General features: G+C 42.5%; 23 protein-coding genes. 22 read left to right on the top strand and 1 reads right to left on the bottom strand.

Features of this window, described 5'->3' with window-relative positions; all coding sequences use genetic code 11:
• Positions 1 to 92: 92 nt before the first annotated feature.
• The 14 genes from ACIQ0C_RS18015 (at position 93) to ACIQ0C_RS17950 (ending at position 14861) form a co-directional block, all read left to right on the top strand.
• Positions 93 to 1562 (top strand): CoA-acylating methylmalonate-semialdehyde dehydrogenase, encoded by a 1470-nt coding sequence (locus ACIQ0C_RS18015; RefSeq protein WP_403062418.1) that lies wholly within the window; start codon positions 93 to 95, stop codon positions 1560 to 1562.
• Between the two features lie 74 nt (positions 1563 to 1636).
• Positions 1637 to 2452 (top strand): 5-deoxy-glucuronate isomerase, encoded by an 816-nt coding sequence (gene iolB / locus ACIQ0C_RS18010; RefSeq protein WP_403062416.1) that lies wholly within the window; start codon positions 1637 to 1639, stop codon positions 2450 to 2452.
• A 22-nt stretch (positions 2453 to 2474) separates the two neighbouring features.
• Positions 2475 to 3452: a 5-dehydro-2-deoxygluconokinase gene (iolC, locus tag ACIQ0C_RS18005; protein WP_403062413.1), complete on the top strand. Its 978-nt coding sequence runs from the start codon at positions 2475 to 2477 to the stop codon at positions 3450 to 3452.
• Positions 3453 to 3484: 32 nt separating this feature from the next.
• Positions 3485 to 5395, top strand: coding sequence for a 3D-(3,5/4)-trihydroxycyclohexane-1,2-dione acylhydrolase (decyclizing) (iolD, locus tag ACIQ0C_RS18000; protein ID WP_403062410.1), 1911 nt, complete (start codon positions 3485 to 3487; stop codon positions 5393 to 5395).
• A gap of 17 nt (positions 5396 to 5412) precedes the next feature.
• Entirely contained in the window at positions 5413 to 6300 is an 888-nt protein-coding gene (gene iolE, locus ACIQ0C_RS17995) for a myo-inosose-2 dehydratase (protein ID WP_403062407.1), read from the top strand.
• A gap of 22 nt (positions 6301 to 6322) precedes the next feature.
• Entirely contained in the window at positions 6323 to 7735 is a 1413-nt protein-coding gene (locus ACIQ0C_RS17990; RefSeq protein WP_403062404.1) for a sugar porter family MFS transporter, read from the top strand.
• A 49-nt stretch (positions 7736 to 7784) separates the two neighbouring features.
• Positions 7785 to 8816 (top strand): bifunctional inositol 2-dehydrogenase/D-chiro-inositol 1-dehydrogenase, encoded by a 1032-nt coding sequence (gene iolG, locus ACIQ0C_RS17985; RefSeq protein WP_403062401.1) that lies wholly within the window; start codon positions 7785 to 7787, stop codon positions 8814 to 8816.
• Positions 8817 to 8864: 48 nt separating this feature from the next.
• The gene (locus ACIQ0C_RS17980; RefSeq protein ID WP_053533868.1) at positions 8865 to 9743 is read left to right on the top strand and encodes a sugar phosphate isomerase/epimerase family protein; all 879 of its coding nucleotides are present in this window, start codon (positions 8865 to 8867) and stop codon (positions 9741 to 9743) included.
• 4 nt (positions 9744 to 9747) lie between these two features.
• Complete coding sequence (iolI, locus tag ACIQ0C_RS17975) at positions 9748 to 10593, top strand: 2-keto-myo-inositol isomerase (protein WP_403062398.1); 846 nt, start codon at positions 9748 to 9750, stop codon at positions 10591 to 10593.
• 39 nt (positions 10594 to 10632) lie between these two features.
• Positions 10633 to 11487, top strand: coding sequence for a class II fructose-1,6-bisphosphate aldolase (gene fba, locus ACIQ0C_RS17970; RefSeq protein WP_403062395.1), 855 nt, complete (start codon positions 10633 to 10635; stop codon positions 11485 to 11487).
• Positions 11488 to 11591: 104 nt separating this feature from the next.
• On the top strand, positions 11592 to 11858 hold the full coding sequence (locus tag ACIQ0C_RS17965; RefSeq protein WP_403062392.1) for an MFS transporter: 267 nt from the start codon (positions 11592 to 11594) through the stop codon (positions 11856 to 11858).
• Positions 11855 to 12784 carry an MFS transporter gene (locus ACIQ0C_RS17960; RefSeq protein ID WP_403062389.1) on the top strand — a complete coding sequence of 310 codons (930 nt, stop codon included), beginning with the start codon at positions 11855 to 11857 and terminating at the stop codon, positions 12782 to 12784. The genes ACIQ0C_RS17965 and ACIQ0C_RS17960 overlap by 4 nt, the downstream gene beginning before the upstream one ends.
• A 42-nt stretch (positions 12785 to 12826) precedes the next feature.
• A complete protein-coding gene (locus tag ACIQ0C_RS17955) occupies positions 12827 to 13780 on the top strand; it encodes a sugar phosphate isomerase/epimerase family protein (protein ID WP_403062386.1) in 954 nt (317 codons plus the stop codon).
• Between the two features lie 67 nt (positions 13781 to 13847).
• On the top strand, positions 13848 to 14861 hold the full coding sequence (locus ACIQ0C_RS17950; protein ID WP_403062383.1) for a LacI family DNA-binding transcriptional regulator: 1014 nt from the start codon (positions 13848 to 13850) through the stop codon (positions 14859 to 14861).
• A gap of 428 nt (positions 14862 to 15289) precedes the next feature.
• Here ACIQ0C_RS17950 and ACIQ0C_RS17945 read toward each other — a convergent pair whose 3' ends face one another.
• Positions 15290 to 16693, bottom strand: a complete 1404-nt coding sequence (locus tag ACIQ0C_RS17945) for a sigma-54 interaction domain-containing protein (protein ID WP_403062380.1) — start codon at positions 16691 to 16693, stop codon at positions 15290 to 15292.
• Positions 16694 to 17005: 312 nt separating this feature from the next.
• Between ACIQ0C_RS17945 and speB the strand changes: the two genes are divergently transcribed.
• The 8 genes from speB to ACIQ0C_RS17905 all read left to right on the top strand — a co-directional run bounded on the left by speB (position 17006) and on the right by ACIQ0C_RS17905 (position 26020).
• Positions 17006 to 18004 (top strand): agmatinase, encoded by a 999-nt coding sequence (gene speB / locus ACIQ0C_RS17940; protein WP_403062377.1) that lies wholly within the window; start codon positions 17006 to 17008, stop codon positions 18002 to 18004.
• A gap of 100 nt (positions 18005 to 18104) precedes the next feature.
• A complete protein-coding gene (locus ACIQ0C_RS17935; protein ID WP_403062374.1) occupies positions 18105 to 19544 on the top strand; it encodes a sodium:solute symporter family protein in 1440 nt (479 codons plus the stop codon).
• A gap of 44 nt (positions 19545 to 19588) precedes the next feature.
• Entirely contained in the window at positions 19589 to 20350 is a 762-nt protein-coding gene (locus ACIQ0C_RS17930; RefSeq protein WP_402837010.1) for a class II aldolase/adducin family protein, read from the top strand.
• 89 nt (positions 20351 to 20439) lie between these two features.
• Positions 20440 to 21429, top strand: coding sequence for a D-2-hydroxyacid dehydrogenase (locus ACIQ0C_RS17925; protein ID WP_403062371.1), 990 nt, complete (start codon positions 20440 to 20442; stop codon positions 21427 to 21429).
• A gap of 171 nt (positions 21430 to 21600) precedes the next feature.
• Entirely contained in the window at positions 21601 to 21693 is a 93-nt protein-coding gene (locus ACIQ0C_RS17920; RefSeq protein WP_220126990.1) for a putative holin-like toxin, read from the top strand.
• Positions 21694 to 22658: 965 nt separating this feature from the next.
• Positions 22659 to 23231: a TetR/AcrR family transcriptional regulator gene (locus tag ACIQ0C_RS17915; protein WP_402837006.1), complete on the top strand. Its 573-nt coding sequence runs from the start codon at positions 22659 to 22661 to the stop codon at positions 23229 to 23231.
• Between the two features lie 61 nt (positions 23232 to 23292).
• A complete protein-coding gene (locus ACIQ0C_RS17910; RefSeq protein WP_403062368.1) occupies positions 23293 to 24720 on the top strand; it encodes an MDR family MFS transporter in 1428 nt (475 codons plus the stop codon).
• A gap of 241 nt (positions 24721 to 24961) precedes the next feature.
• Positions 24962 to 26020 carry an alkene reductase gene (locus ACIQ0C_RS17905; RefSeq protein WP_403062365.1) on the top strand — a complete coding sequence of 353 codons (1059 nt, stop codon included), beginning with the start codon at positions 24962 to 24964 and terminating at the stop codon, positions 26018 to 26020.
• The last annotated feature ends 364 nt before the right edge of the window (positions 26021 to 26384 follow it).

The raw sequence follows: 26384 nt of genomic DNA, 5'->3' as shown, positions 1-26384 counted from the left end.
TTCCATAGTCAAATGAAATCGATTTCATAGACGGCGATGGTTATACTGGCCCGATGATCTAACAAAATACTTTATTTTAAGGAGGAAAAAACATGTCTTCAGTAACACATGAGGTCAAAAAATTAAAAAATTATATAAATGGTGAGTGGATTGAATCCGCTTCAAAGGAAACGGAAATCGTGTTCAACCCTGCAACTGGTGAGGCAATTGCCGAGGTGCCACTTTCCTCTAGGGAAGATGTGGATAATGCGGTCCAAGTGGCGGATGAGGCATTTAAAAAATGGTCCCAGGTCGCTGTCCCGAAACGGGCTCGCATATTGTTCAAATATCAGCAGCTTCTTGTGGAAAATTGGGAAGAACTTGCTAAACTGGTCACTATCGAAAATGGTAAAAGCTTATCGGAATCGATGGGTGAAGTACAGCGTGGCATTGAGTGCGTCGAGTTTGCGGCGGGTGCACCTACGCTGATGATGGGAAAACAGCTTCCTGATATCGCGACAAACATTGAATCGGGTATGTACCGTTACCCAATTGGTGTAATCGGCGGTATTACCCCTTTTAACTTTCCAATGATGGTTCCTTGCTGGATGTTCCCACTTGCGATCGCATGTGGCAATACATTCGTGTTAAAGCCATCTGAACGTACACCTTTGCTTGCAGCACGCATTGTGGAACTGTTTGAGGAAGCAGGTCTTCCTAAAGGAGTACTGAACATTGTCAATGGAGCACATGACGTGGTTAATGGGCTTCTGGAGCATGAAGATGTGAAAGCTATCTCCTTCGTCGGTTCACAGCCAGTGGCAGAATATGTGTATAAAACAGGCACGGCTAACTTGAAGCGCGTCCAGGCTCTTGCGGGAGCTAAGAATCACTCGATTGTCTTGAAAGATGCCAATCTCGATATGACGGCCAAGGAAATTACAAGTGCGGCTTTTGGGTCGGCCGGTGAGCGTTGTATGGCCGCTGCGGTTGTTGTCGTAGAAGAAAGCGTAGCGGACGAGCTAGTTGAAAAATTGAAACGGGCAGCTGATGCCATTACGATCGGGAATGGTCTGGATGACGGCGTTTTTCTAGGACCTGTAATCCGGGAAGGAGCTAAAAGGAGGACTATTGATTACATCGAATCAGGTATAGCTCAAGGTGCGACCCTTGTACGCGATGGACGTAAAGACGAGGCAGCAAGCGGCAATGGATATTACCTCGGAGCTACGATTTTTGATCATGTGACACAGGAAATGAAAATCTGGCAAGATGAAATTTTTGCACCAGTGCTCTCCGTTGTCCGTGCTAAAGATTTAACGGAAGCCGTTGAGATTGCCAATGCTTCAGCACTGGCAAACGGGGCTTGCTTATATACGGACAGTGCAGCTGATGTACGCCAATTCCGTGAAACGATCCATGCCGGGATGCTGGGCATAAACGTGGGTGTTCCTGCACCGATGGCATTCTTCCCATTCTCTGGATATAAAGATTCATTTTATGGTGATCTTCATGCAAATGGAACCGACGGTGTTGAGTTCTATACACGTAAAAAAATGGTGACTGCACGCTACGTGAAATAAGTGAACGAAAAAGACATTGCAAGATGGCCCGTTTGGATACGGGCCGGATTTTTTGAAAAACCAAGGAGGTACATATGAGTAAACTGCTTCAAAAGCCGGAAAAACAAGAGGTCGCTGAAGGTGTTACAATCGTTCAATCAGTTACGAAAGGAAATTCTCCTTTAGAATATGTAGAATTCAAAATAGTGGAGTTGGCTCGGGGTGCTGAATATTCAGAATTATTAATCAAAAGAGAATGCTGCATTGTCGCTCTTACTGGAAAAATCAATGTGACTGTAGGCGAAAATGTATACCATGATTTGGGCACAAGAGATAGTGTATTTGATAAAGTGCCGACTGATAGCATTTACGTGTCAAATGATAGGGGTTTTGGATTGGAAGCGATAACCGAGGCCAGAGTGGCGCTGTGTTATTCGCCTTCCGATAAGCAACTTCCGACTAAATGGATTAAAGCGGAAGATGTTGAGGTTGAACATAGGGGCATTTTGAGCAATAAGCGGATGGTCCATAATATATTACCGGATTCAGCTCCGTATGCGAATAGCCTTCTCGTTGTTGAAGTATATACAGAAAGCGGAAACTGGTCGAGCTATCCTCCGCATAAACATGATCAGGATAATTTACCAAATGAGTCATTATTGGAAGAGTCCTATTATCATGAAATGAATCCGTCTCAGGGCTTCGTCTTTCAGCGAGTATATACAGATGACCGTTCAATCGATGAGACCATGTCAGTCGAAAATGGAGATGTCGTACTTGTACCGGCCGGTTATCATCCGGTAGGGGTGCCAGACGGTTATGAATCCTATTACTTGAATGTCATGGCCGGTCCGGCAAGGACATGGAAATTCTACAATGACCCCGATCATGAGTGGATCCTGAGTCGTTAAAGGAAAAGGAGCTGTTAACCTGATGAACTATACTTTTAATATCGATAAGGAATTTGACTTGATTGCCATTGGCCGGGCCTGCATCGACTTGAATGCCAATGAATATAACCGTCCGATGGAAGAGACCATGACATTCACAAAATATGTGGGCGGTTCACCTGCCAATGTTGCAATCGGAAGTGCAAAATTAGGCTTGAAAGTCGGATTTATCGGTAAGCTTGCCGATGACCAGCACGGCCGTTTCATCGAATCTTATATGCGTAAGGCAGGTGTTGATACTTCGAATATGATAATCGATCAAGAAGGACATAAAACGGGTCTTGCCTTCACGGAAATTAAAAGCCCTGAAGAATGCAGTATCCTGATGTATCGGGATAATGTAGCCGACCTTCATTTAGCACCTTCGGAACTGGATGAAGAATATATCAAAAAATCAAAGATCCTATTGGTTTCAGGGACGGCTTTAGCAAAAAGCCCATCACGTGAGGCAGTTTTAAAAGCTATCAGCCTTGCGAAGAGAAATGATGTAAAAGTGGTATTTGAATTGGATTACCGTCCTTATACATGGAATTCCATTGAAGAAACGTCCGTTTACTATTCGTTAGTCGCAGAGCAATCAGACATTTTGATTGGCACGCGTGATGAATATGATGTTATGGAAAATACCGAAAAAGGTACAAATGAAGAAACCATTCGTTACTTGTTTAAACATTCCGCAGACCTGGTGGTCATCAAACACGGTGTTGAGGGTTCATGTGCCTATGCAAAATCCGGGGCAGTTTTTACAGCGAAGTCCTATAAAACGAAAGTATTGAAAACATTCGGCGCAGGAGATTCATATGCTTCAGCTTTCTTATATGCGTTAGTGAGCGGCAAAGGGATTGAAAGCGCTTTGAAGTTTGGCAGTGCTTCCGCTTCCATAGTAGTAAGCAAGCACAGCTCATCAGAGGCAATGCCCGTAGCAGAAGAAATCGAGGGTTTGATTGCCGAACGCGTGTAAGGAATTTATCTACATAGAGGGGTGAACAGAAGATGGGAACAGTGAGGTTGACGACAGCCCAGGCTTTAATCAAGTTTTTAAATCAGCAGTACATTCATGTTGATGGTGAGGAGTCTCCTTTTGTAGAAGGAGTATTTAATGTATTCGGCCATGGGAATGTCGTTGGTATCGGTCAGGCACTCGAACAGGACGCTGGGCACTTGAAAGTGATTCAAGGAAAGAATGAGCAAGGGATGGCTCACGCAGCAATTGCCTACAGCCGGGAAATGCTCCGAAGGAAAATTTATGCAGTCACTACATCTGCCGGGCCAGGCTCGGCAAACTTGATAGCTGCGGCGGGGACTGCACTTGCCAACAATATTCCTGTCCTCCTACTTCCTGCTGATACATTTGCGACACGTCAGCCGGATCCGGTTCTTCAGCAACTTGAGCATGAGCATAGTACGGCCATTACCACAAATGACGCTTTTCTTGCAGTATCAAGATATTGGGATCGCGTCACTCGCCCTGAGCAGCTCATGTCCAGCCTGATCCGGGCCTTCGAGGTGATGACCGATCCCGGGAAAGCCGGCCCAGCGACGATATGCATCTCACAGGATGTAGAAGGGGAAGCATTCGATTTCGATGAACATTTTTTTGAAAAGCGCGTCCATTATTTAGATCGGAAAGCTCCGGTTGAACGGGAACTGCAAGGAGCAGCCGAGAGAATTAGAGCAAGTAAGAAGCCGATCATCATCGTCGGTGGCGGAGCAAGATATTCCGGAGCTCGGGATATTTTGATGAAGCTGGCGGAAAAGCATAACATTCCACTTGTGGAAACACAGGCAGGTAAATCGACGGTGGAATCCGCTTTTCCTAAGAATTTGGGCGGTGTCGGCATTCTCGGTACGATGGCTGCCAATAAGGCTGCCCGCCAAGCAGATCTCGTTATTGGTGTAGGGACCCGCTATACGGACTTTACGACTTCTTCCAAAACTGCATTTGATTTTGAAAGGACAAAGTTTTTGAACATTAACGTCAGCCGCCTTCAAACCTATAAATTAGATGGATTTCAGGTCGTCGCCGATGCAAAAGTGGCGCTTGAAAACCTTGAAGCGTTACTAGTAGGCTATGAAACTGAATATGGGGAAATGCTTGGAGATTGGAAGGCGGAGTGGCTTTCCGAACGGACCCGCTTAAGTTCAGTCACTTTCAGCCGTGAAAATTTCAAGCCTGAAATCAAAGACCAGTTTTCACAGCAAGTCTTGAATGAATACTCGGATGCATTGAAAACTGAATTGGCCCAATCCACTGCGATGATCGCAATAAACGATACGGTCGATCCGGAAAGTGTGGTGGTCGGTTCAGCCGGATCACTTCCGGGTGACTTGCAGCGCCTCTGGCATTCAAGCGTGCCAAACACGTACCATCTTGAATATGGTTTCTCCTGCATGGGCTACGAAATTGCAGGAACTTTAGGAGCCAAGCTTGCTCATCCAGACCGGGAAGTCTATGCAATGGTAGGGGACGGCAGTTTTCTGATGCTTCATTCGGAATTGATCACAGCCATTCAATATAATCATAAAATCAACATTCTCTTGTTTGATAATTCTGGATTTGGCTGCATCAATAATCTGCAAATGGAGAATGGCAGCGGAACATATTTCTGTGAGTTCAGAACACATGATAACCAAATCATGAATATTGATTACGCAAAAGTGGCGGAAGGGTATGGAGCCAAAACTTATCGGGCCAATACTGTCGATGAGCTGAAGGCTGCATTGGAGGATGCAAAGAAACAAACGGCATCTACATTAATAGAAATGAAGGTTCTGCCGAAAACGATGACGGATGGTTATGACTCCTGGTGGAATGTTGGCGTGGCAGAGGTCTCGGAACGGAAAAGTATACAAAGGGCATATGAAGCGAGACAGGAGAAATTAAAAAAGGCCAAACAATATTAAAAGGGGGAAGTTGGAAAATGGAGGAGATTTCTTGGGGGATTGCCCCAATTGGCTGGCGTAATGATGACATTCCGGAAATCGGAGCTGAAAACACCTTATCCCACCTTTTAAGCGATATTGTCGTGGCAGGATTCCAGGGGACCGAAGTAGGAGGATTCTTCCCTGAACCGGCGGTCCTGAATAAAGAGCTGAAGCTTCGGAACTTAAAAATAGCCGGTCAGTGGTTCAGCAGTTTCATCATCCGTGATGGCATCGATAAAGCAGAACGGGATTTCCATGAACACTGCAAATATTTAAAGGCTGTCGATGGAGATGTAGCGGTAGTATCCGAACAGACTTACAGTATCCAAGGCGAAAGGTACGATGTATTTAAGGAAAAGCCCCACTTTACTGATGAAGAATGGGGAATATTGTGTACGGGCCTGAATCGGCTCGGGGATATTGCAGGACTGTACAACTTAAAACTGGTGTATCACCACCACATGGGGACAGGCGTCCAGACACTGAGTGAAATTGACCGCCTTATGGAAAATACCGAAAAGAAAGTGCAACTGTTATATGATACTGGACATATTTATGTATCGGATGGCGATTGCATGTCCCTTCTGCAAAAGCATATCGACCGCATTGGGCACGTTCATTTCAAGGATGTGAGGCATAGCGTGCTGGAGCAGTGCCGAAAAGCTGGAAAATCATTTCAAGAAGCTTTTTTAGCCGGCATGTTCACCGTGCCTGGTGACGGCTGCATTGACTTTGTAGAAGCTTACCATACATTACTGGAAATTCATTATAAAGGCTGGATTGTTGTAGAGGCGGAACAAGATCCTTCCGTTGCCCATCCATTGGAATACGCATTAATCGCTCGAAAGTATATAAATGACAGGCTGCTCCTAGTTCAAGATTAAAAACGGGAAAGAAGTGATTAATTTGAATAATGATGGAAATCAAATGGCATTCTTACGCAAGATTATTATTATCTCGACGTTAGGCGGTCTCTTGTTCGGATATGATACAGGTGTCATTAATGGTGCCTTGCCGTTCATGTCCGAAACGGATCAACTTAACCTCAATTCACTTACGCAAGGACTTGTTGCCAGTTCACTTCTTTTTGGCGCGGCACTTGGAGCGTTTCTGGGAGGCAGGCTTTCGGATTATGCGGGCCGCCGAAAAAACATTCTTTTTCTTTCGGTACTTTTTTTCTTTTCCACTGTTGGATGCACGCTTGCACCAAATGTTACGGTCATGATTGCCTGCCGTTTTCTACTCGGCCTTGCGGTAGGTGGGGCGTCAGTAACCGTTCCTACTTATTTGGCGGAAATGTCTCCTGCTGAACGACGCGGCCGGATCGTCACCCAAAATGAATTGATGATTGTTAGCGGACAGCTGCTCGCATTCATCTTCAATGCCATTCTTGGGACAACGATTGGTGATAGTTCACATGTTTGGCGTTACATGCTGGCCATAGCATCTCTTCCCGCCATACTTCTTTTCTTTGGCATGATCAGGTTGCCTGAAAGTCCAAGGTGGCTTGTGTCGAAGAACAAAAATGAAGAGGCCCTGAAGGTTTTGAAAAGAATACGTAAAATGGATGAGACAGAATCAGAATTTCAGGGAATCAAAGCGACATTCGAAAAAGAGAACCATGTTAAAAAAGCTACATTTATAGATTTGACCGTCCCATGGATACGGAGAATCGTCTTTCTTGGAATCGGTATTGCCATCGTTCAGCAAATAACGGGCGTTAATTCTATCATGTATTATGGTACCCAAATTTTAAAAGATGCAGGGTTTGCGACAAAAGCAGCTTTGATCGGGAATATTGCAAACGGTATCATTTCTGTTTTGGCAACATTTTTAGGTATTTGGCTGCTAGGTAAAATCGGGCGCCGTCCAATGCTCTTAACCGGTTTGATCGGAACTACGACCACATTGCTATTGATTGGGTTCTTATCCTCCTTTCTTGAAGGGACGGCTGCCCTTCCCTATATCATTTTGTCCTTGACTGTCACTTTCCTTGCCTTTCAGCAGGGGGCCATTTCTCCTGTTACCTGGTTGATGCTTTCAGAGATCTTCCCGCTACAAGTACGTGGGCTCGGTATGGGTGTCACCGTATTTTTCCTTTGGGTCGTAAACTTTCTAATCGGCTTAACATTCCCGATTTTACTAGATAAGGTCGGATTGTCTTCCACATTTTATATCTTTTTCGCTCTAGGCATCTTGGCTATCATCTTTGTGAAAAAATATTTACCGGAAACGAGAGGACTTACACTTGAACAGCTTGAACAGAACTTCCGCAATCATGGAAAAGAATCTGCTAAGGAAATGACAAAAATAATTTAGAGTTATAGAAAAATTAAAAACCAGATACGTATAAAGGAGGAATATGATCATGACATTAAATTTTGGTGTAATAGGAACGGGTGCAATCGGCCGGGAGCATATTAAAAGAATTACAGACAAATTATCCGGAGGGAAGATTGTAGCTGTAACCGATGTGAATGAAGAGGCGGCAAGGCAGGTCGTGAAACAATATGGACTTGAGGCACTTGTATATCAGGATGACAAATCACTGGTAAACTCGGAAAATGTCGATGCAGTGCTTGTTACGAGTTGGGGGCCTGCACATGAGCAAAATGTATTGAATGCGATTGAGGCTGGTAAATATGTGTTCTGTGAAAAGCCACTGGCGACAACGGCGGAAGGCTGCAGGAGAATTGCAGAAGCGGAAATGAAACACGGGAAGCGTTTGGTGCAAGTCGGTTTCATGCGACGTTATGATAGCGGTTACGTAAAACTGAAAGAAGCCATTGATAGACATGAAATTGGCGAGCCGCTTATGGTCCGATGTGTACACCGCAATCCAGAAGTGGATGAAAAATATACCACGCAAATGGCGGTCGTTGATACATTGATTCATGAGATAGATGTATTGCATTGGTTAATCAGCGATGATTACAAATCAGTTCAAGTGATTTACCCGAAGAAAGCGAGCCGCGCGCATGCTAACTTAAAAGATCCCCAACTTATCATAATGGAAACGAAGAGTGGGATTGTCATCCAAGCTGAAGTATTCGTGAATTGTAAATATGGCTATGATATCCAATGTGAAGTCATTGGTGAGGACGGTGTTGCATATCTCCCTGAACCAGCGAGCATCGTAACAAGGAAAGGCGCTAAACGGAGCACGGATATCTTGGTAGATTGGAAGGACCGTTTTATGGATGCATATGACATAGAATTACAGGATTTCATAGATTCCATTATAAAGACAGGTCAGCCGAATGGTCCGACTTCATGGGATGGATACATTGCTGCGGTAACAGCTGATGCTTGTGTAAAAGCACAAGAGTCCGGAAAGAAAGAATCCGTTGACCTTGAAGAGAAGCCCGTTTTTTATTCGGGAAAAATCACTGTCCAGTGAACGTAATTATGCATTGAAACGAAAAATAAATTATAGGGGGAAAGAACAATGAAACTAGCATTGGATCCTACGATGTATGCCAATTTATCATTAAAAGAAATGGTCGATAAAACAGCGGAACTAGGTTATGAATATATCGAACTGTCACCGAGGGAAGATTTTTGTCCATTCTATAAATATCCTAAAGTGGATAAGGAACAGATTAAAAATTTGAAACGCTGGTGCAGCGACGCAGGTGTGAAGATATCATCCTTGCTTCCGCTTTACTACTGGGCCGGTCCTGATGAGGAACGGCGCCAGGCCGCAGTCCGTAATTGGAAACGCGCCATTGAAGTGGCAGTGGAATTGGATGTTGACTTGATGAATAGTGAATTTAACGGATCTAAATTCAATGAAGTTATCTGTGAAGAGAAATTCATTAAATCAATGGATGAGCTCCTCCCGGTATTTGAAAGGGAAGGCGTTAAACTTAATTTGCAGGCACACCCATTCGATTTCATCGAAACGCATGAGGGAGCTATGGATATGATCCGTGCCCTTGATCGTCCGTGGATCAACCTTGTATATTCAACAGCACATACATTTTTCTATGATGATGGCAAAGGCGATATTGCCCCTATGTTCGATTCTGCCGGGGATCGCCTGCAACATGTCTTGTTCGCTGATACATTCAATCATAAAGCGTCCAACGGACTCCGTTATATCGTTAATCCACCAGGTGTCGAGGCAACCGTCCACCAGCATTTGAACATCGGCGAAGCGGAAGTTGACTTTGATACGATCTTCAAAAAATTGAAAGAAATGAATTTTGACGGCATCGCGACAAATGCAGTATTTGCTTGGATCGACAAAGCAGACTGGTCAAGTAAGCTTATGCTTCAAAAAATGAGAGACGGATTGGGTTTAGCAGAAAGAATTGGAGGCTGACAGAATGAAAATTTGTTTCAACCAAGCGACTACACTTGAAAATTCCAATTTGGTCAAAGATCTCAAACACTGTGAAAAACACGGTTACGATTATATCGAAATCCGTACCATGGATAAATTGCCTGAGTATTTGGAAGAGCACACAATTGAAGAACTGGCCGAATTTTTTATTGCAAATCATATTAAGCCACTTGCCTTCAATGCGCTCGTATTCTTTAATAACCGCGATGAAGACGGTCATAAGGCGATAATAGCCGAATTTAAGAATATGATGATCATGGCGGAGAAATTGGGTGTGAAATATGTGGTGGCGGTTCCGCTTGTAACGGAAGCGAAAATATTGAAGGAAGATATTAAAAACAGCTGTGTGGAAGTATTGGCTGAACTTTCCGAGATCGCTGAACCGTTTGGCGTTAAAATTGCAGTAGAATTTGTTGGGCATCCGCAATGTACTGTGAATACATTCGGTCAGGCATACGATATCGTTGAAGCAGTCAACCGTGATAATGTTGGTCTGGTGCTGGACTGTTTTCACTTCCATGCTATGGGTTCCAATTTGGAAGACTTAAAGAAAGCGGATGGGGAGAAAATCTTCATTTTACACATTGATGATACAGAGGATTTTCCGGTTGGTTTTTTGACGGATGAAGACCGGGTATGGCCTGGACATGGTGCCATCGATTTAGACAGCATATTATCCATCTTGAAGGAAATTGGTTATTCTGACGTCGCCTCTGTGGAATTGTTCCGTCCAGAATATTATGAACTCGATGCTGAAGAAGCCATTAAGACCGCAAAAGAAACGACAATTCAAGTTATTTCGAAATACTTCGCACTACAGAATGTATGAGTGTCTTGATAATCTCGGGAATAAGGGGGTGATGGAATAATGCCTTTAGTATCAATAAGTGAGATGCTTTTAAAAGCAAAAGCAGAAAGGTATGCTGTGGGTCAATATAATATTAATGGGCTGGAATTTGCCCAGTCGTTTTTACAGGCTGCCAATGAGGAACGAGCGCCGATCATACTTGCGGCATCGGACAGGCTTGTTGATTATCTTGGAGGATTTAAAACGATTGCTGCTATGGTAAAAAGCCTTATGGAAGAAATGGACATTACTGTTCCTGTTGCCCTTCATCTTGATCATGGAATGAATGTGGAACGCTGCAAGAAAGCGATAGATGCGGGTTTTACATCAGTCATGATCGATGGCTCCCATGATCCAATAGATGTAAATATTGAAATCACCAAAATGGTTGTCGACTATGCCCAAAAGATTGGCGTTTCCGTTGAGGCAGAAGTGGGGACAGTCGGTGGGACGGAAGATGGCCTCGTCGGCGGTGTTCAATATGCAGATCCCCATGATTGCACGAGGATTGTAAAAGAAGCAGGAATTGATGCACTAGCGGCTGCTTTGGGTTCTGTTCATGGCCCATATCAAGGAGAACCTAAACTCGGTTTTGAGGAAATGGAATTAATTTCGAACATGACGAATGTGCCTCTCGTCTTACATGGAGGCTCAGGTATACCGCTGCACCAAATCAAAAAAGCAATTGAACTTGGACACGCTAAAATAAATGTCAATACCGAAAGCATACAAGTGTGGGCAAAAACCATTCGGGAAGTATTGGCCATGGATGGAACAGTATATGAGCCTCGCGCCATCATCACACCAGCGAGAGAAGCTATCATCACCATCGTGAAGAGAAAAATGGCAGAGTTCAATACAAGTGGAAAGGCTTAAGTATGAAAGGTGTTCCCAACTATGTTGCGGGCACCTTTTTGTACATTCACCTTTTACCTAAGGTACCGTGAAAAAATAGCTCGCTGGTCAGAGGAAGTGTTGAAATGACTTTGTTACATACCGCACGTAATAGATTTTTGTTTTTAGTGCTCTCCTTTATTTTTTGGTTTTCAAATTTCATTTATATTCCCATTTTGTCTCCTTACCTTGAGATGATTGGAGGGGATTATACATTTATCGGCATGGTGTTAGGCAGTTATGGGCTGATGCAATTTATCTTCAGGCTTCCGTTCGGAATCCTATCCGACCTCATAAAAGCAAGAAAGCCTTTTATTATCTTTGGGATGGCCGTGAGTACGTTGAGCTCGTGACATTTGCATGGGCAGATAGTTTAGGCTGGATCCTTTTGGCTCGCTCTTTAGCTGGCGTTGCCGCCGCTACATGGGTAGCGTTCACCATTTTATTTTCCAGCTACTTTTCAGAATATGATCTTCACCGAGCGATGGGCAGTATCTCGTTAGCTGTGGTTCTGGCACAGCTGCTTGGAATGGTGGTCAGCGGATACATTGTCGATCTATGGGGATGGCACGCACCATTTTATGTAGGCGGGATCATCGGTTTCGTTGGTATCGTCCTTTCGCTTTTTATTTACGAATCAAAAGAGGATTTTCAGAAAGAGCCCATTCAATTGAAAGAACTGTTATCAGTCATGCTTGAACCGGCGCTTTTAAAAGTATCATTTCTATCCATTCTCGCACATGGCATCATCTTCTCGACAATGTTCGGCTTCACCCCGGCATTTGCTTTAAAGCTTGGGCTCCATACTGATGAGATCAGCATGGTCATCTTTTCATTCATGATTCCTCATGCCATTGCCACCATACTTAGCGGGAAAATATTCGTACCATTATTCGGACAATGGAAGTTACTGAAACTAGCTTTTGCTCTAACGGCCATTTTTACAGTTTGTACGCCATTAATAGAAACAAAAGGGCTGCTTTTTCTGATTCAAGGATTGAATGGATTCTCATTAGGTATTCTTTTTCCATTGTTTTTAGGAATGGCGGTAGAGACGATTTCCCTTGGAAAAAGGGCAACGGCCATGGGGGCATATCAAGCAATCTACGCGATTGGTATGTTTGCTGGACCTTTCATTGCAGGAATATTGATTTCCCATTTAGGTATTTCTGCAGGATTTTATTTCGCGGGGTCATTAGGTTTAACCGCTGTATTCTTTATGATTGTATGGAGTCGCCTTGAAAGGAAAGCAACAAAACATAATTTGAAAATGAACTAAGCGATGTCAAAGGGCTGCTAGTTTAATAGAGGAGGAGCACTTATGAAGGTTGGTTTGGTTACTGATATTTTAGGTTACATGCCATTTGAAGAGATGCTGGATACGTGTGTGGATCAGGGAATAGAGACACTGGAGCTAGGATGCGGCAATTGGTCGAAGGCTCCACATCTTGATCTCGATGGACTTCTTGGCAATGCGGCAAAACGAAAGCAATTATTAAATGAATTAAATGTAAGGGGGATCAGCATTGCAGCATTGAATTGTTCTGGCAATCAGCTTGATCCATCAGATGAAGGAGCCATGCATAAAGCCGTTGTTAATAAGACCTTTCAGCTAGCTGGGCTTTTAGGTGTTGAAACGGTTGTCATGATGTCGGGGTGTCCTGGCGGCGGACCAAGTGACAGGACGCCAAATTGGCTGACACATCCCATTTTACCCTCACACTTTGAGATGCTTGATTGGCAGTGGAATGAAGTGGCATTCCCTTATTGGGAAAAAGCTGTGACGACGGCAAAACAAAACGGGGTTAGAAAGGTTGCCATCGAAAATCTAGGCTGCAATTTAGTTTACAATCCTGAAACACTCTTTAAATTGAGGCATGAAGTCGGTGATACGATCGGCATGAATTTTGATCCGAGTCATTTATTTTGGATGGGCGGCGACCCCATTGCGGCTTTAAGGGCTTTAGGAAGCGCAGTTTATCATATTCATGCAAAAGATGTCCGCTTGGAAAGAGGGATATATGACGTCCAGGGATTGATTGATGTGAAACCAATGAACCAATATGCAGGTAGATCATGGAATTATGTTGCACTCGGGTATGGGCACGACAGTGGCTGGTGGAAGGAGTTTTTTACGATTGTTAAAATGATTGGTTATGAAGGGCCCATCGTTCTCGAAATGGAAGATTTGACGATGGAACCACTAACGGGCGTGAAAAAATCCATGAATGTTTTGAAAGAAACATTGCCTAGAGAATTCGATGTTTTAACATGAAGTCTAAATTACTTTATAATGGACTTAATGAAAATGACAAAAGAAATAGGCAGGTGGAGATAATAGTATGAAAATGAGCGATGTGGCGAAATTGGCCAACGTATCTCCTGCAACCGTTTCAAGAGTGCTCAGACAGCCGGATTTAGTCAGCGAGGAAACTAAACAAAAGGTGCTGCAGGTGATTGAAGAGATGAATTACAAGCCCCACATGATTGCCAGTCAGTTCAGGACGAAAGAGACAAAGATCATTCTGGTCGTCGTTCCGGATATAACAAGGCCCTTTTTTTCCGAAGTGCTTCGGGGCATTGAGCATACAGCTGTAGAAAATGGCTATCAGGTTATATTGGGAGATACGGAGAACGATATTGAACGGGAAAAGGATTATATCGATTTGCTATACAAAAAACAGGCAGATGGAGCGTTACTCCTTACTGCTAGAATGAACAGGGAAAGCCTGGAAAAACTATCAAATCAATTTCCGATTGTACTGGCATGTGAATACGTGGACGGACTGGACATTCCAACCGTTTCGATCGACAATGTAAGCAGTGCCAGAAAAGTAACGGAACATTTAATCAAGCTTGGTCATAGACGGATTGCCCATATAACAGGGCCTATGAACATCATTCTTAGCCGGGATCGCCTAGGGGGCTTCCAGCAGGCAATGAAGAAGCATCACTTGAAAGTCAACCCGGAATACATCCAGGAAGGGGATTATGGCATTGACTCAGGTTATGACCAGATGGTGAAATTATTATCGCTTGAAAACAAGCCTGAAGCAGTGTTTGTTTTTAATGATGAAATGGCGCTGGGAGCTGTAAAGGCAATCCAGGATCATGGGTTGAGCGTTCCCGAGGATATTGCTGTCGTAGGTTTTGATAATTTGAAAATAGCATCGATTTTTAATCCGCATATTACGACCATTGACCAGCCTAAATACGAAATAGGGAAAAAGGCAACGAACTTATTGCTGACCTTAATGAAAGGCGGAACCATTGAAAAGAAAAAATTCGTTCTGGAAGATGAGTTGATCATCCGCGAATCTTGCGGTTCCAAATTGGAAAAAAGCTTGAATGCCTAAAAATGTTTGGCAAGATTGTCGGGTTAGCAAATGAATGGCTTCCTTTATGGGAGCCTTTTTACATTTTTGCCAAAGATGGAAAAAACACATTAGGGGAGTTTGCCAAACATACCAATATGGTTTTTCAATGATGTAATTGTACATTTATCAGCGGGGGATATAATGCAGGAGAATCACTGACGATCAACCGTTTGAATTAAAGTAAGCTGTAACATTAAAATATGGAAACGTGAAATGGTGAATCCCATTTAACTTGAATGTGGATTTTTTTGATGGCCTTTTTATTGGAATTATGGTCGATAATCTTCATGGGATTCACTTCGAATTGCCGGCATCTGGTTTCAAAAAGTGCCCTTAGCTTGAATAGCATTTATGACTAAAGGCTAAGGACCTTTCATGGTTTGCAGGGGAATCCAGTCCAGATGAATTTACAAATACTTTTTGTATTTCTTTAATTTATAGATGACTGTTGGCTGGCTGATGCCCAAATGTTCTGCCATTTCGTATGTGGTTTTACATTTTTTCCATGCTTTTGCAATCAGTTGCCTTTCAACCTTTTCCATTGTCTTCTTTAAATCGAAATTCTCTTCAGATTCCTGTTCGATTGCTAGGAGGGTGGAATCTTCAGGGTGTTCCACTTGCCCTGTGATGGATTGCGGAAGGTGTTCGGGAAATATAATTGGCTCTTCGATGGTCAGGATTAAACGTTCAATTAAGTTTTCTAATTCCCGTATATTTCCTGGCCAATGATAATGGGTCAAAACTTCATAAGTCGATGGATGGATTTTTTTGAATTTCTGGTATTTATCATTGGTTTTTTGTAAGTAATGCTGAATTAAGAGAGGGATATCTTCTTTACGTTCATGTAATGCCGGAATTTGGATTGGAATCACATTCAAACGATAAAATAAGTCCAATCTAAACTTACCTTGACTTACCATCTCCTTCAAATCTTGATTCGTTGCTGCAACAAGGCGGAAATTAATATGGTTTTCTTTTTTCCCACCGATACGCTTTATCTTTTTTTCCTGTAATACTTTCAGTAATTTAGCTTGCATGGCAAGTGGGAGTTCCCCAATTTCATCTAAGAAAAGAGTTCCGCTGTCAGCCTGCTCAATCAGGCCTTGCCTCCCTTGCTTATTTGCCCCTGTAAATGATCCCGGCTCATAGCCGAATATTTCTGATTCAAACAAACTTTCAGGTATCGTGCTGCAATTCACTTCGATAAAAGGTTCTTTCTTTCGGTTGCTTTGGTCATGGACAGCACGGGCAAAAGTGCTTTTCCCAACCCCGGAAGGTCCTAATAAGAGAATCGTGGCATCGGTTTTTGAAACATTATGGATCGTTTTTAAAATATGCTTCGTTTCATTACTTCTGGCAATCAGATAATGGTAATCCAGTTCCTTTTCTCTTAAATCCTCGACTTCCGTTTGATAGCCTTTAACTTTTCGTTGTAATTGCTCAAATTGATCCTGCAATTGCAGGATCTCGGTTTGATCCTGACCATAGCTGATTACCCTAACGAGGTGTCCTTCCTTATTAAAAATGGGATAGCCAGTCGACATGACAACATGACCCGTTTTTGTTTCTTGCATTATGCGTTTCGCTTTCTTTTCCTTTAAAACAATCGCATTGATGGAAGGTGCGAGAAGGCCCTCGCTTTCTAATTGATAGACGGAGGTACCGATATAAGAGTCACTTTTCATACCATAAATCTCCCAAAGCTTTGGGTTGGAATATAAAATGATTCCATCTTGATCGGTAATGAGAATGTTATTATTAGATGTTTCAATAATCTTATTTAGTTCTTCCTCCATCATCTCATCGTACATACGTTTCGCTCCTTTGGGTTTTGGGATGCTGTTTAATTAAAATATAAATCAAAAAGTCTAAATAATCAAAAATTAAATTAAATAACAAGAAAATGATTAAGTTTTTAATCATTTGATGAAAAAAAATAACGAAAATCCTTATATACCGCAGCGAAATAGTTGGCCTGAATCTTGCTTATGTAAAAGGTAAGAAGAGAATTTCCAAACAAGGGTGTTATGAATATCCATTCTATTAGATAAGATGGAAGTTTGTATGACATTGCAATGGAGTGAAAAAATTAATAGTGGAATTAAAATTTAGGAGGATTTTACATGATGAAGTATCAACCGAAAGACTCATTCAAATCACCCCGTTTTTGTGGAGTGCGTACGTTTATGCGGCTCCCATTTGTTGAACAGATAGATGAAAATATGGATTTTGTCATTACGGGAATTCCGTTTGATTCCGGGCAATCATTTAGGACGGGTGCGAGATTCGGACCAGAAGCCATTCGCGATTTTTCAATCCTTTTACGTCCTTATAATCCAGAACAAGATATTAATATTTTTGACTATATTTCAGGAATTGATTATGGGGACGTCCCGATCATCCCGGGGTATATTTCTGAAACATATAAAAAAATCGAAGAGGAGCTTACCCCTGTCATTGAAAAAGGGATCATTCCCATTTCATTGGGAGGCGATCATTCCATTACACTAGGGGAGTTACGTGCGATCGTAAAAAAACATGGACCAGTTGCCTTGCTACAGTTCGATGCTCACTCTGACACTTGGGATAGTTATTTTGATCAAAAGTATAATCACGGAACCGTTTTTCGTCGCGCAATAGAAGAGGGGCTCATCGATGTTTCGCGATCTCTTCAAATTGGTATGAGGGGCGGTCTGTACGGACCGGAAGACCTTCAGGATGCCCGGGATTTAGGTTTGGGAGTTTACACGACAAACGATTATAAACGGATCGGGGTCGAAAAGATGCTAAGTGTCATTCATGAGCGTGTTGCGAATGGCCCGGTGTTTTTATCTTTCGACATTGATTTTTTAGATCCGGTCTATGCTCCGGGAACGGGGACTCCAGAAGTTTCCGGTGCCAGCATTGATGATGCTTTAGCCTTGGTGAGAGGCTTGACGAATATAGATTTTGTTGGATTCGATCTTGTTGAGGTTTTACCATCATACGATCACGGACAAATCACGGCTGCCGCAGCCGCTAATATTGTCTATGAATTCATTACACTCATCGCTCTAGCAAAAAAAGCGAAATTGGAGAAAAAAGAGAGAGTCGGAGATTTGGAAAAGCAGTTTAACAATTAGTTTCCTCATTTAACTGTAAAGAAGGAAGGAAACGGTGAAAGCCTTTCTTTCCTCTTTACAAAGCGATAAGAACAATACAAGCCCAAAAGGAGATGTGTAAATGCATATTTTGGATATATCGATCATGATTCTATATTTTTCTGTTTTAATCATTGTGGGAGTAATTGGGTCCAGACGGGCAAAAACAGCAGATGATTTCATTGTGGCAGGACGTAATCTTGGTCATTTTATGTATTTATCCTGTTTAGCTGCTGTGATATTAGGGGGTGCTTCTACTCTAGGAACAGCAAAGCTAGGTTATCAGTTTGGGATATCCGGTATTTGGTTAGTGGTGATGATCGGGCTCGGCATTATCGCTATCGGGTTGTTTTTAACAAATAAGATATTTAATTTAAAAGTATTGACGATCAGTGAAATGCTCGAGAAGCGCTACAACTCTCAGACAAGATTGATCAGTGCCCTTGTCTCCGTTATCTATACATTCATGCTGACTGTAACGCAAGTGATTGGGATGGGGACAATTTTACATGTTTTGGCTGGTTGGAATTTAACGATTTCCATGATAGTCGGGGGTGGGATCGTTTTATTTTATACAATACTAGGAGGTATGTGGTCAGTCACCATGACTGATGTCGTGCAATTCGTCATCATGACGATCGGTATTTTCTTTATCATGCTTCCTATGAGCATCTCTAAGGCAGGAGGGTGGGGCTCGCTTAAAGAAAATCTCCCTGCATCACATTTCGAGTTAGGCAACATTGGCGGAGAGACAATTTTTCAATATTTCCTATTATTTACACTAGGGGTAGTTGTTGGCCAAGATATTTGGCAGCGTCTATTCACCGCACGAACGAAAGCTGTTTCTCGTGGCGGAACGGTTGGAGCGGGGGTATATAGTGTTTTTTATGCGATTGCAATCAGTATCATTGGAATGTGCGCTTTTATTATCCTTCCTGATTTAGGCGATCCACAAAATGCATTTACCAGTATAGCGATGGTAACTTTACCTGCTGGTCTATTGGGGGTTGTCATTGCAAGTGTGGTATCGGCCCTTATGTCCACAGCTTCAGGAACTTTGCTTGCTTCGTCCACTTTAGTTGTCAATGACATCATTAAAAAATATATCGGGCGGGGAATGAATGAGCGTCAATTTTTAAAAACATCCCGAATTACTACTTTAACGATTGGTGTATTGACCATAATCGTTTCGATATGGATTCAAGATATTTTAGTTGCATTGGATGTGGCTTACGCAATTTTATCAGGTGCTGTGTTCTTTCCGATCATCCTTGGTTTCTTTTGGAAAAGGGTCACGGCTACAGCAGCATTTTACTCGATTCTGGCCAGCATGATCGCTATCATTGTCGGATTGGTGATTAATGGACCTTCCTCAACTCAACCAATTCTGTACGGGCTCGCTACTAGTTTTGTCGTCATTACTACAATCACTCTCCTAAGTTCCAATAATGATCACAAGAACGAAAGTGAAGTAAAACAAGATATAAAGGGTAAAGCCGATATGGACACCATGGCTAATTGATGTTTTAGCGAAAAAACGGAAAAAGATTCGAGGAGGAACGGAATATGACAAAGACAATTTCCCTGCAACCGGCAACATTCAATACAATGGAAGAAGAACGCAATCACCGGAAGGAACGTTTGGCGGCTTCATTCCGCCTTTTTTCAAAATTTGGTTTCGATGAAGGGATAGCCGGCCATATTACGGTCCGTGATCCTAAATATACAGACCATTTCTGGGTCAATCCGTTTGGGATGCATTTTAGTCAAATTTCCGTTTCGGATCTTATATTGGTTAATCATAAAGGTGATATCGTAGAGGGGGAACATTCTGTTAATGGTGCTGCCTTTGCCATTCATTCTGAAATCCATAAAGCGCGACCGGATGCGATTGCAGCGGCACATGCTCATTCGGTCTATGGAAAGACATGGTCTTCTTTAGGGAGACTGTTAGATCCGATTACGCAAGATGCCTGCCAGTTTTACAATGACCATGCATTATTTGATGATTTTACTGGTGTGGTTTATGCATCCGAAGAAGGTAGACGCATTGCTAAGGCTTTAGGTCAATACAAAGCTGTCATCCTCCGCAATCATGGATTGTTAACGGTCGGACAGTCTGTAGATTCAGCTGCGTGGTGGTTCATAACGATGGAACGTTCATGTCAAGCACAGATAATGGCTGAATCTGTTGGAAAGCCGATTTTTATAGAAGAAGAGTATGCAAAGTTAACGGCAGAACAAACGGGAACGGAATATGAGGGATGGCTGAGTTTTCAGCCTCTGTGGGACAGAATCAGAAAAGAGCAACCAGATTTCTTGAAGTGACCATGAAGCAAGGCGTGGTATAATCGCAACGGATTGCCTTCCCATAAAAGAGGGAAAAAGGAATCGTAGGTTCTTGAGGAGGTTTTATAATGTCCGCTTCTAAGAAAACAGCACCTTCACTTTATATCAGGGTCGATATACCGGAAAAATACATCAATGAGTTTAAGGAGATTTGTTCGGAAGTTGTTGTAGAGCCATGGGAATTCGGCGAGCCCGAACCACAGCCAACAGTTGATTTATCAAAGTTTGATGTACTTTATACGCTGGGGCTTCATGATAATCTTAACATTATAAAAAAAGCTCCAGAGATTAAATGGGTCCATTCAGACAGTGCTGGAGTTGAGGCCATGCTGAATGAAGATATACAAAACAGCGATGTCATCATCACCAATGTCAAAGGCTGCACGTCTGTCCCGATTGCCGAGCATACAATTGCGATGCTATCTTCTTTAGCGAGAGGCGTACCGACAATGATCAGAAATCAAATAAACAAAACTTGGGTTGAAATTCCAGTGAAAGATCTTGAAAATGTGATAGTGGGGATAATTGGGTATGGTGATATTGGCTATGAGATAGCAAAGAGATGTAAAGCACTGGGCATGACCATTATTGGGTGCCGCCGGAATCCCTCCAAGAGGAACGAAGAATATGAACCTGCTGATTTGATAATGGGTATGGATCAAGTGGATGATGTCCTTTCCAGGTCCGATTTTGTCGTCTTGGCACTCCCGTTTACAAAGGATACCTCAGCCTTTTTTAATAAAGAACGCTTAAATAAAATGAAAAAAGGCAGCTATCTAATTAATGTCGGCCGTGGTAATACGATTGTGGATGAAGATTTAATCGAATCCTTGAGCAATGGGCACATTGCAGGAGCGGCTCTAGATGTGTTTGAAGTAGAACCTTTACCTAAGGACCACCCTTTCTGGCAGTTGGAAAATGTCATGGTTTCCCCACATAATGCTTACAACTCATCCAAACACCTAGATCGTGTGATGGAATTATTCCTGAGAAACTTAAAGCTTTTTTCTGAAGGTAAACCCCTAATGAATGTTGTAGAAAAAAAACTTGGTTATTAACAGCAAACGGTCTTTTGAAAAGAAAGTTTCAACGATCGATCATAAGAATGAAGTACAAGGGCAGACCCGGATTGGGTTTGCTTTTTTTGTTTAAAAGCCGCTGCTTCATCTTTTTCTTGTATAGGACAATCTCTGATCAGGAAATGCTGGATATAAGGAGGCGATGTATGAATGGGTACTTTCGAAGTTATTTCCCTGATGCTAAGCTTTGGCATGTTTGTAATTGCTATTCTTGATTTCAAAAATCATGACAAGAATCCTTGAAGATAATGAAGGCCGGCCAATTATTTTGATTAATAATGGAAGCGTTTAAAAAAGTAGCGGGTTGTTTATAGAAGGTATTGATTTTCTCGATTTATTAAACTTGCAGAGAACACCATTAGGAGGTGTACTTCAGACTATAGACAAACTCGATGAAGACTCAGTTTGCCCGCAGTTTTTTATTTAAATAGTTCAGTTGATTTCAGAGATTCACTCCCTTTCCGCCGACTGCCTGCCAAGCCTCCTCGGCGCAAGCGCCTGTGGGGTCTCGGCTAGCCAGTTATTCGGCAGGAGTGTCGCAAATTTCTTCAATCCAATGAGGATTGCAGTAAAAAACATCAAGGATAATCTAGTCTTGTTTGAATATCATGCTTCGGGATGAGAGCAATCCGAATCTCCTTTTGTAGACAAACTCAATGAAAATCAAGTTTGCCTGCAGTTTTTTATTTAAATAGTTCAGTTGATTTCAGAGATTCACTCCCTTTCCGCCGACTGTCTGCCAAGCCTCCTCGGCACAAGCGCCTGTGGGGTCTCGGCTAGCCAGTTATTCGGCAGGAGTGTCGAAAATCTCTTTAATCCAATGAGGCTCACAGTAAAAAACATCAAGGATAATCTAGTCTTGTTTTAAAAATCATGGTTAGGGATGAGAGCAATCCGAATCTCCTTTTGTAGACAAACTCGATGAAGACTCAGTTTGCCCGCAGTTTTTTATTTAAATAGTTCAGTTGATTTCAGAGATTCACTCCCTTTCCGCCGACTGCCTGCCAAGCCTCCTCGGCGCAAGCGCCTGTGGGGTCTCGGCTAGCCAGTTATTCGGCAGGAGTGTCGCAAATTTCTTCAATCCAATGAGGGTTGCAAAAAAAACATAAAGACCGAGCACTATTTAGGTATCATCTTTGACAAAACAATGATATACAAGTATAGTCTCTAATAGACCGGTTGATATAATTTCAAGGAGTGATCCAGCTATGGCAGAAAAACGAAACTCGAAAGACATTCTTATTGAAGCTGCTTCCCGGCTTTTTCGTATCCGTGGATATTACGGTGTAGGGCTTAAGGACATTATTGAGGAAAGTGGTATCCCAAAAGGTTCGCTGTATCATTATTTTCCGAAAGGCAAAGAAGAATTGGCGATCGAGGCGATTATTCATACAAAAGAATTCGTGATAGATGAAATTAAACGGGGATTTGATGAAATAGAAGACCCTATCAAAGCCATTCAGTCTCATATTTTTCATTTATCCGAGGTTTTTGGTGATAGTGAAAATCTATTAGGTCTGCCCATCGGGACGATTGCAGCGGAAACATATACGACGAGTGAGCAGATAAGAACGGCTTGTCAAGAAGCGATAGAAGAATGGCAATCCATATATGTGAAGAAATTACTCGAGGCGGAATTCAGTGAAAAACGGGCAAAAGAATTGAGTATCGTAATTAATGCTTTAATTGAAGGTGGTATCCTTTTATCCTTAACGGCGAAAAACGGAGAACCTCTCCAAGCCATTGCGGAACAGATACCATTATTGCTGATAAAGAAATAAGTCATGCGAAAAAATTATCTTAAGCTTAGGTCGAACAGTTAGTAATTGGAGGAATTATTTTATGTCAGCAGATGCAACACAGCAACAAAATCCAGTCATTAGAACGACCCCCATTTTAATTGCATTTTTAATTGCAGGGTTCATTGGGTTATTCAGCGAGACGGCATTAAACATGGCGCTGGGGGATTTAATACAAGAATTCAATGTCAGTCCTTCAACCGTGCAATGGCTTACAACGGGTTACCTATTGACATTGGGGATATTGGTTCCCGTTTCGGGACTCTTGATTCAGTGGTTCAATACTCGTCAATTATTCATTGCCTCAATGGTGTTCTCCATCATTGGGACGCTCATTGCAGCAATTGCACCTGGGTTCGGCATCTTGATGCTAGCTCGTGTCATCCAGGCAATCGGAACGGGTCTTTTATTACCTCTCATGTTCAATACCATTTTATTGATTTTCCCTATTCATAAAAGGGGAGCGACAATGGGATTGATGGGGCTGGTGATCATGTTTGCCCCAGCCATCGGACCGACAGTTTCAGGCTTGATTATTGAAAATCTAAAATGGAATTACATTTTCTGGGTGTCTTTGCCGTTCTTTGTGATCGCTTTACTATTCGGTCTCAAGTATATGCAAAACGTTTCAATAATCACTAAACCTAAAATCGATGTCCCATCCATTATTTTATCGACCATTGGTTTTGGGGGAATTGTTTATGGCTTTAGTATTGTTGGAGAGCAAGGATGGAGCAATGCGATAGTTCTATCCTCGATCATTGTTGGACTTATAGCGCTATTCCTGTTTGCTGTGAGACAATTCAACATGGATAAACCGATGATTGACTTGCGCGTTTTTAAATACCCGATGTTCACGTTAGGCTTAATAACTGTCTTCATCACCTTCATGGTCATCATGTCATCCATGATTCTCTTACCGTTATACCTGCAAACCGGGCTTGCATTAGCTGCGTTTTCTGCTGGGCTGGTACTATTACCGGGTGGAGTTCTTAATGGTATCATGTCTCCGGTTACAGGGCGCATTTTTGATAAGTTCGGGCCAAGAGGGTTAGTTATCCCAGGTTTCATTATCATGATTGTCATGTTATGGACTTTGACGAACGTAACGACTGGAACTTCGATCATCATGGTAGTCGTCATGCATTCCCTCCTTATGATTGGCGTTTCGATGGTCATGATGCCTGCCCAGACAAATGGGCTGAATCAACTGCCGAAAAATCTTTATCCGGATGGGACGGCACTCATGAATACATTGCAACAAGTATCGGGGGCCATCGGTACAACCGTTGCCATTACAATCATGTCAGCATCCCAAAAAAATTATATGGCAAATGCAGAAGATCCTTTCGATCCATCTGCCATCAGCGGTTCATTGACTGCAGGCGTCCAAGATGCCTTTATTTTCGGTCTTGTCCTTGCAATCATTGGTTTGATCGTGTCGTTTTTTATCAGGACAGCACGAGACTAATAAGATATTAATGAAAAAAGATAAATTAGCCAGCAGGGAAAGATTTTCTCTGTCTGGCTTTTTTTGTTTGAAAAAAAGCATGATGAATAAAACGTTTTTCGTTGGTCTTTTTTACCATATTCCATCGATCGCTATAAAAACAGAGTGAATTATTTGAAAATTAACCACTTATCGGATAATCTTACACAGTAATAGTTACGAAAATATAGCCTAGGTAAAGCGGTTAACAGGAGGAATTCAAATGAATACAATAAAAACCAAAATGTTTGAACCTGTAACAATAGGTGCATGGAACTTAAAAACAAGAATGGCAATGGCTCCTATGACACGGGCGTTTGCCGAAAACGAAACGGGTGTTGTGAATGACCTGACCGTAGAATATTACCGAAAAAGGGCACAAGATGGAATCGGGCTTATCATCACTGAAGGTGTAGTGATTTCACCAAGAGCAAAGGGCAATCCTGGGGTTCCCGGAATATATACTCAAGAGCAAATCGACGGGTGGAAAAAAGTAACGGAAGCAGTACACGCAGAAGGCGGAACGATTATTGCGCAAATCTGGCATGTGGGCCGTGCAAGCCATCATGAAATTGCAGGAGGACTTCCTCCGCAGGCTCCGTCACCTATTGCTGCGGAAGGAAAGGTTTCACGGTTTGGCAAACCTTTTGACATTCCTGAAGAAATGACAGAGACGGATATTGCAGAAGTTGTGAACCAATATAAACAAGCTGCAAAGAATGCAATGGATGCTGGCTTTGACGGCGTAGAAATTCATGGTGCACACGGCTACTTAATAGACCAGTTCAATTCTGACACTTCGAATAAAAGGAGCGATCGGTACGGTGGTGATTTAAAACAGCGTCTGACATTCATGAAGGAAGTGCTAAAAGCAGTTATTGATACGGTAGGAGTGGAACGCACCCTTATTCGTTTCTCGGCTTTGAAAATTGACCAGCCGTCTTATATGTGGGAAGACCCTGAAAAAGCGATCCAAACATTTATTGAAGCGTTCAATGAAACAGGAGTCAAAATGATCCACCCATCCACGATGGAATTTACCAAACCGATTGCAAGAGGATTGACCATGCATGAATTGGTACGCTGCCACTGGGATGGAATTATAGTTGGTGTGGGGGGGCTTGATCCCGAAACAGCAGAAGCCGCCCTGGAAAAAGGCATCATTGATATTGCGGCGATTGGACGTCCGCTTATCGCCAACCCGGATTATCTGGCACGAATTAAGCGGGATGAAAAACTTGTTGATTACGAGGCGAAGATACATTTAGGGCAACTGATTTAATAGAGATAAAATATAAGTCAGGCTTGTTCATTGACAGGACATGGCAGTAACCATAATGCCTTTTTTATGACTGATGCGATTCTTCTTCAAGAAGGGTCGCCTTTTTTAATAAAACGCTGGTTGTCTAATCTAGGTAAAACAATTAGGCCAGTTATTCGGGAACATCATTTACTGAAAGATAAGTTTCCCGAGACCCTTGTACAGTTTGGACGTTGATTTCCGCTCACCGCGGTCGGTCAGGGAGCCCCCTCGGCATGCGCCTGCAGGGACTCTCCTAGATGCGCTTTCCCCGTAGGAGTCTTGTGCCTTCCTCTCCAATCAACTTATACAACAGTTAGATAGAAACCATGCCTGAGGAGTAGAA

The sequence above is a fragment of the Peribacillus sp. NPDC096448 genome, assembly GCF_044762675.1.
In the GTDB taxonomy this organism is placed as follows: Bacteria; Bacillota; Bacilli; order Bacillales; family DSM-1321; genus Peribacillus; species Peribacillus frigoritolerans_B.
This window is presented reverse-complemented; position numbering and strand designations above follow the sequence as displayed.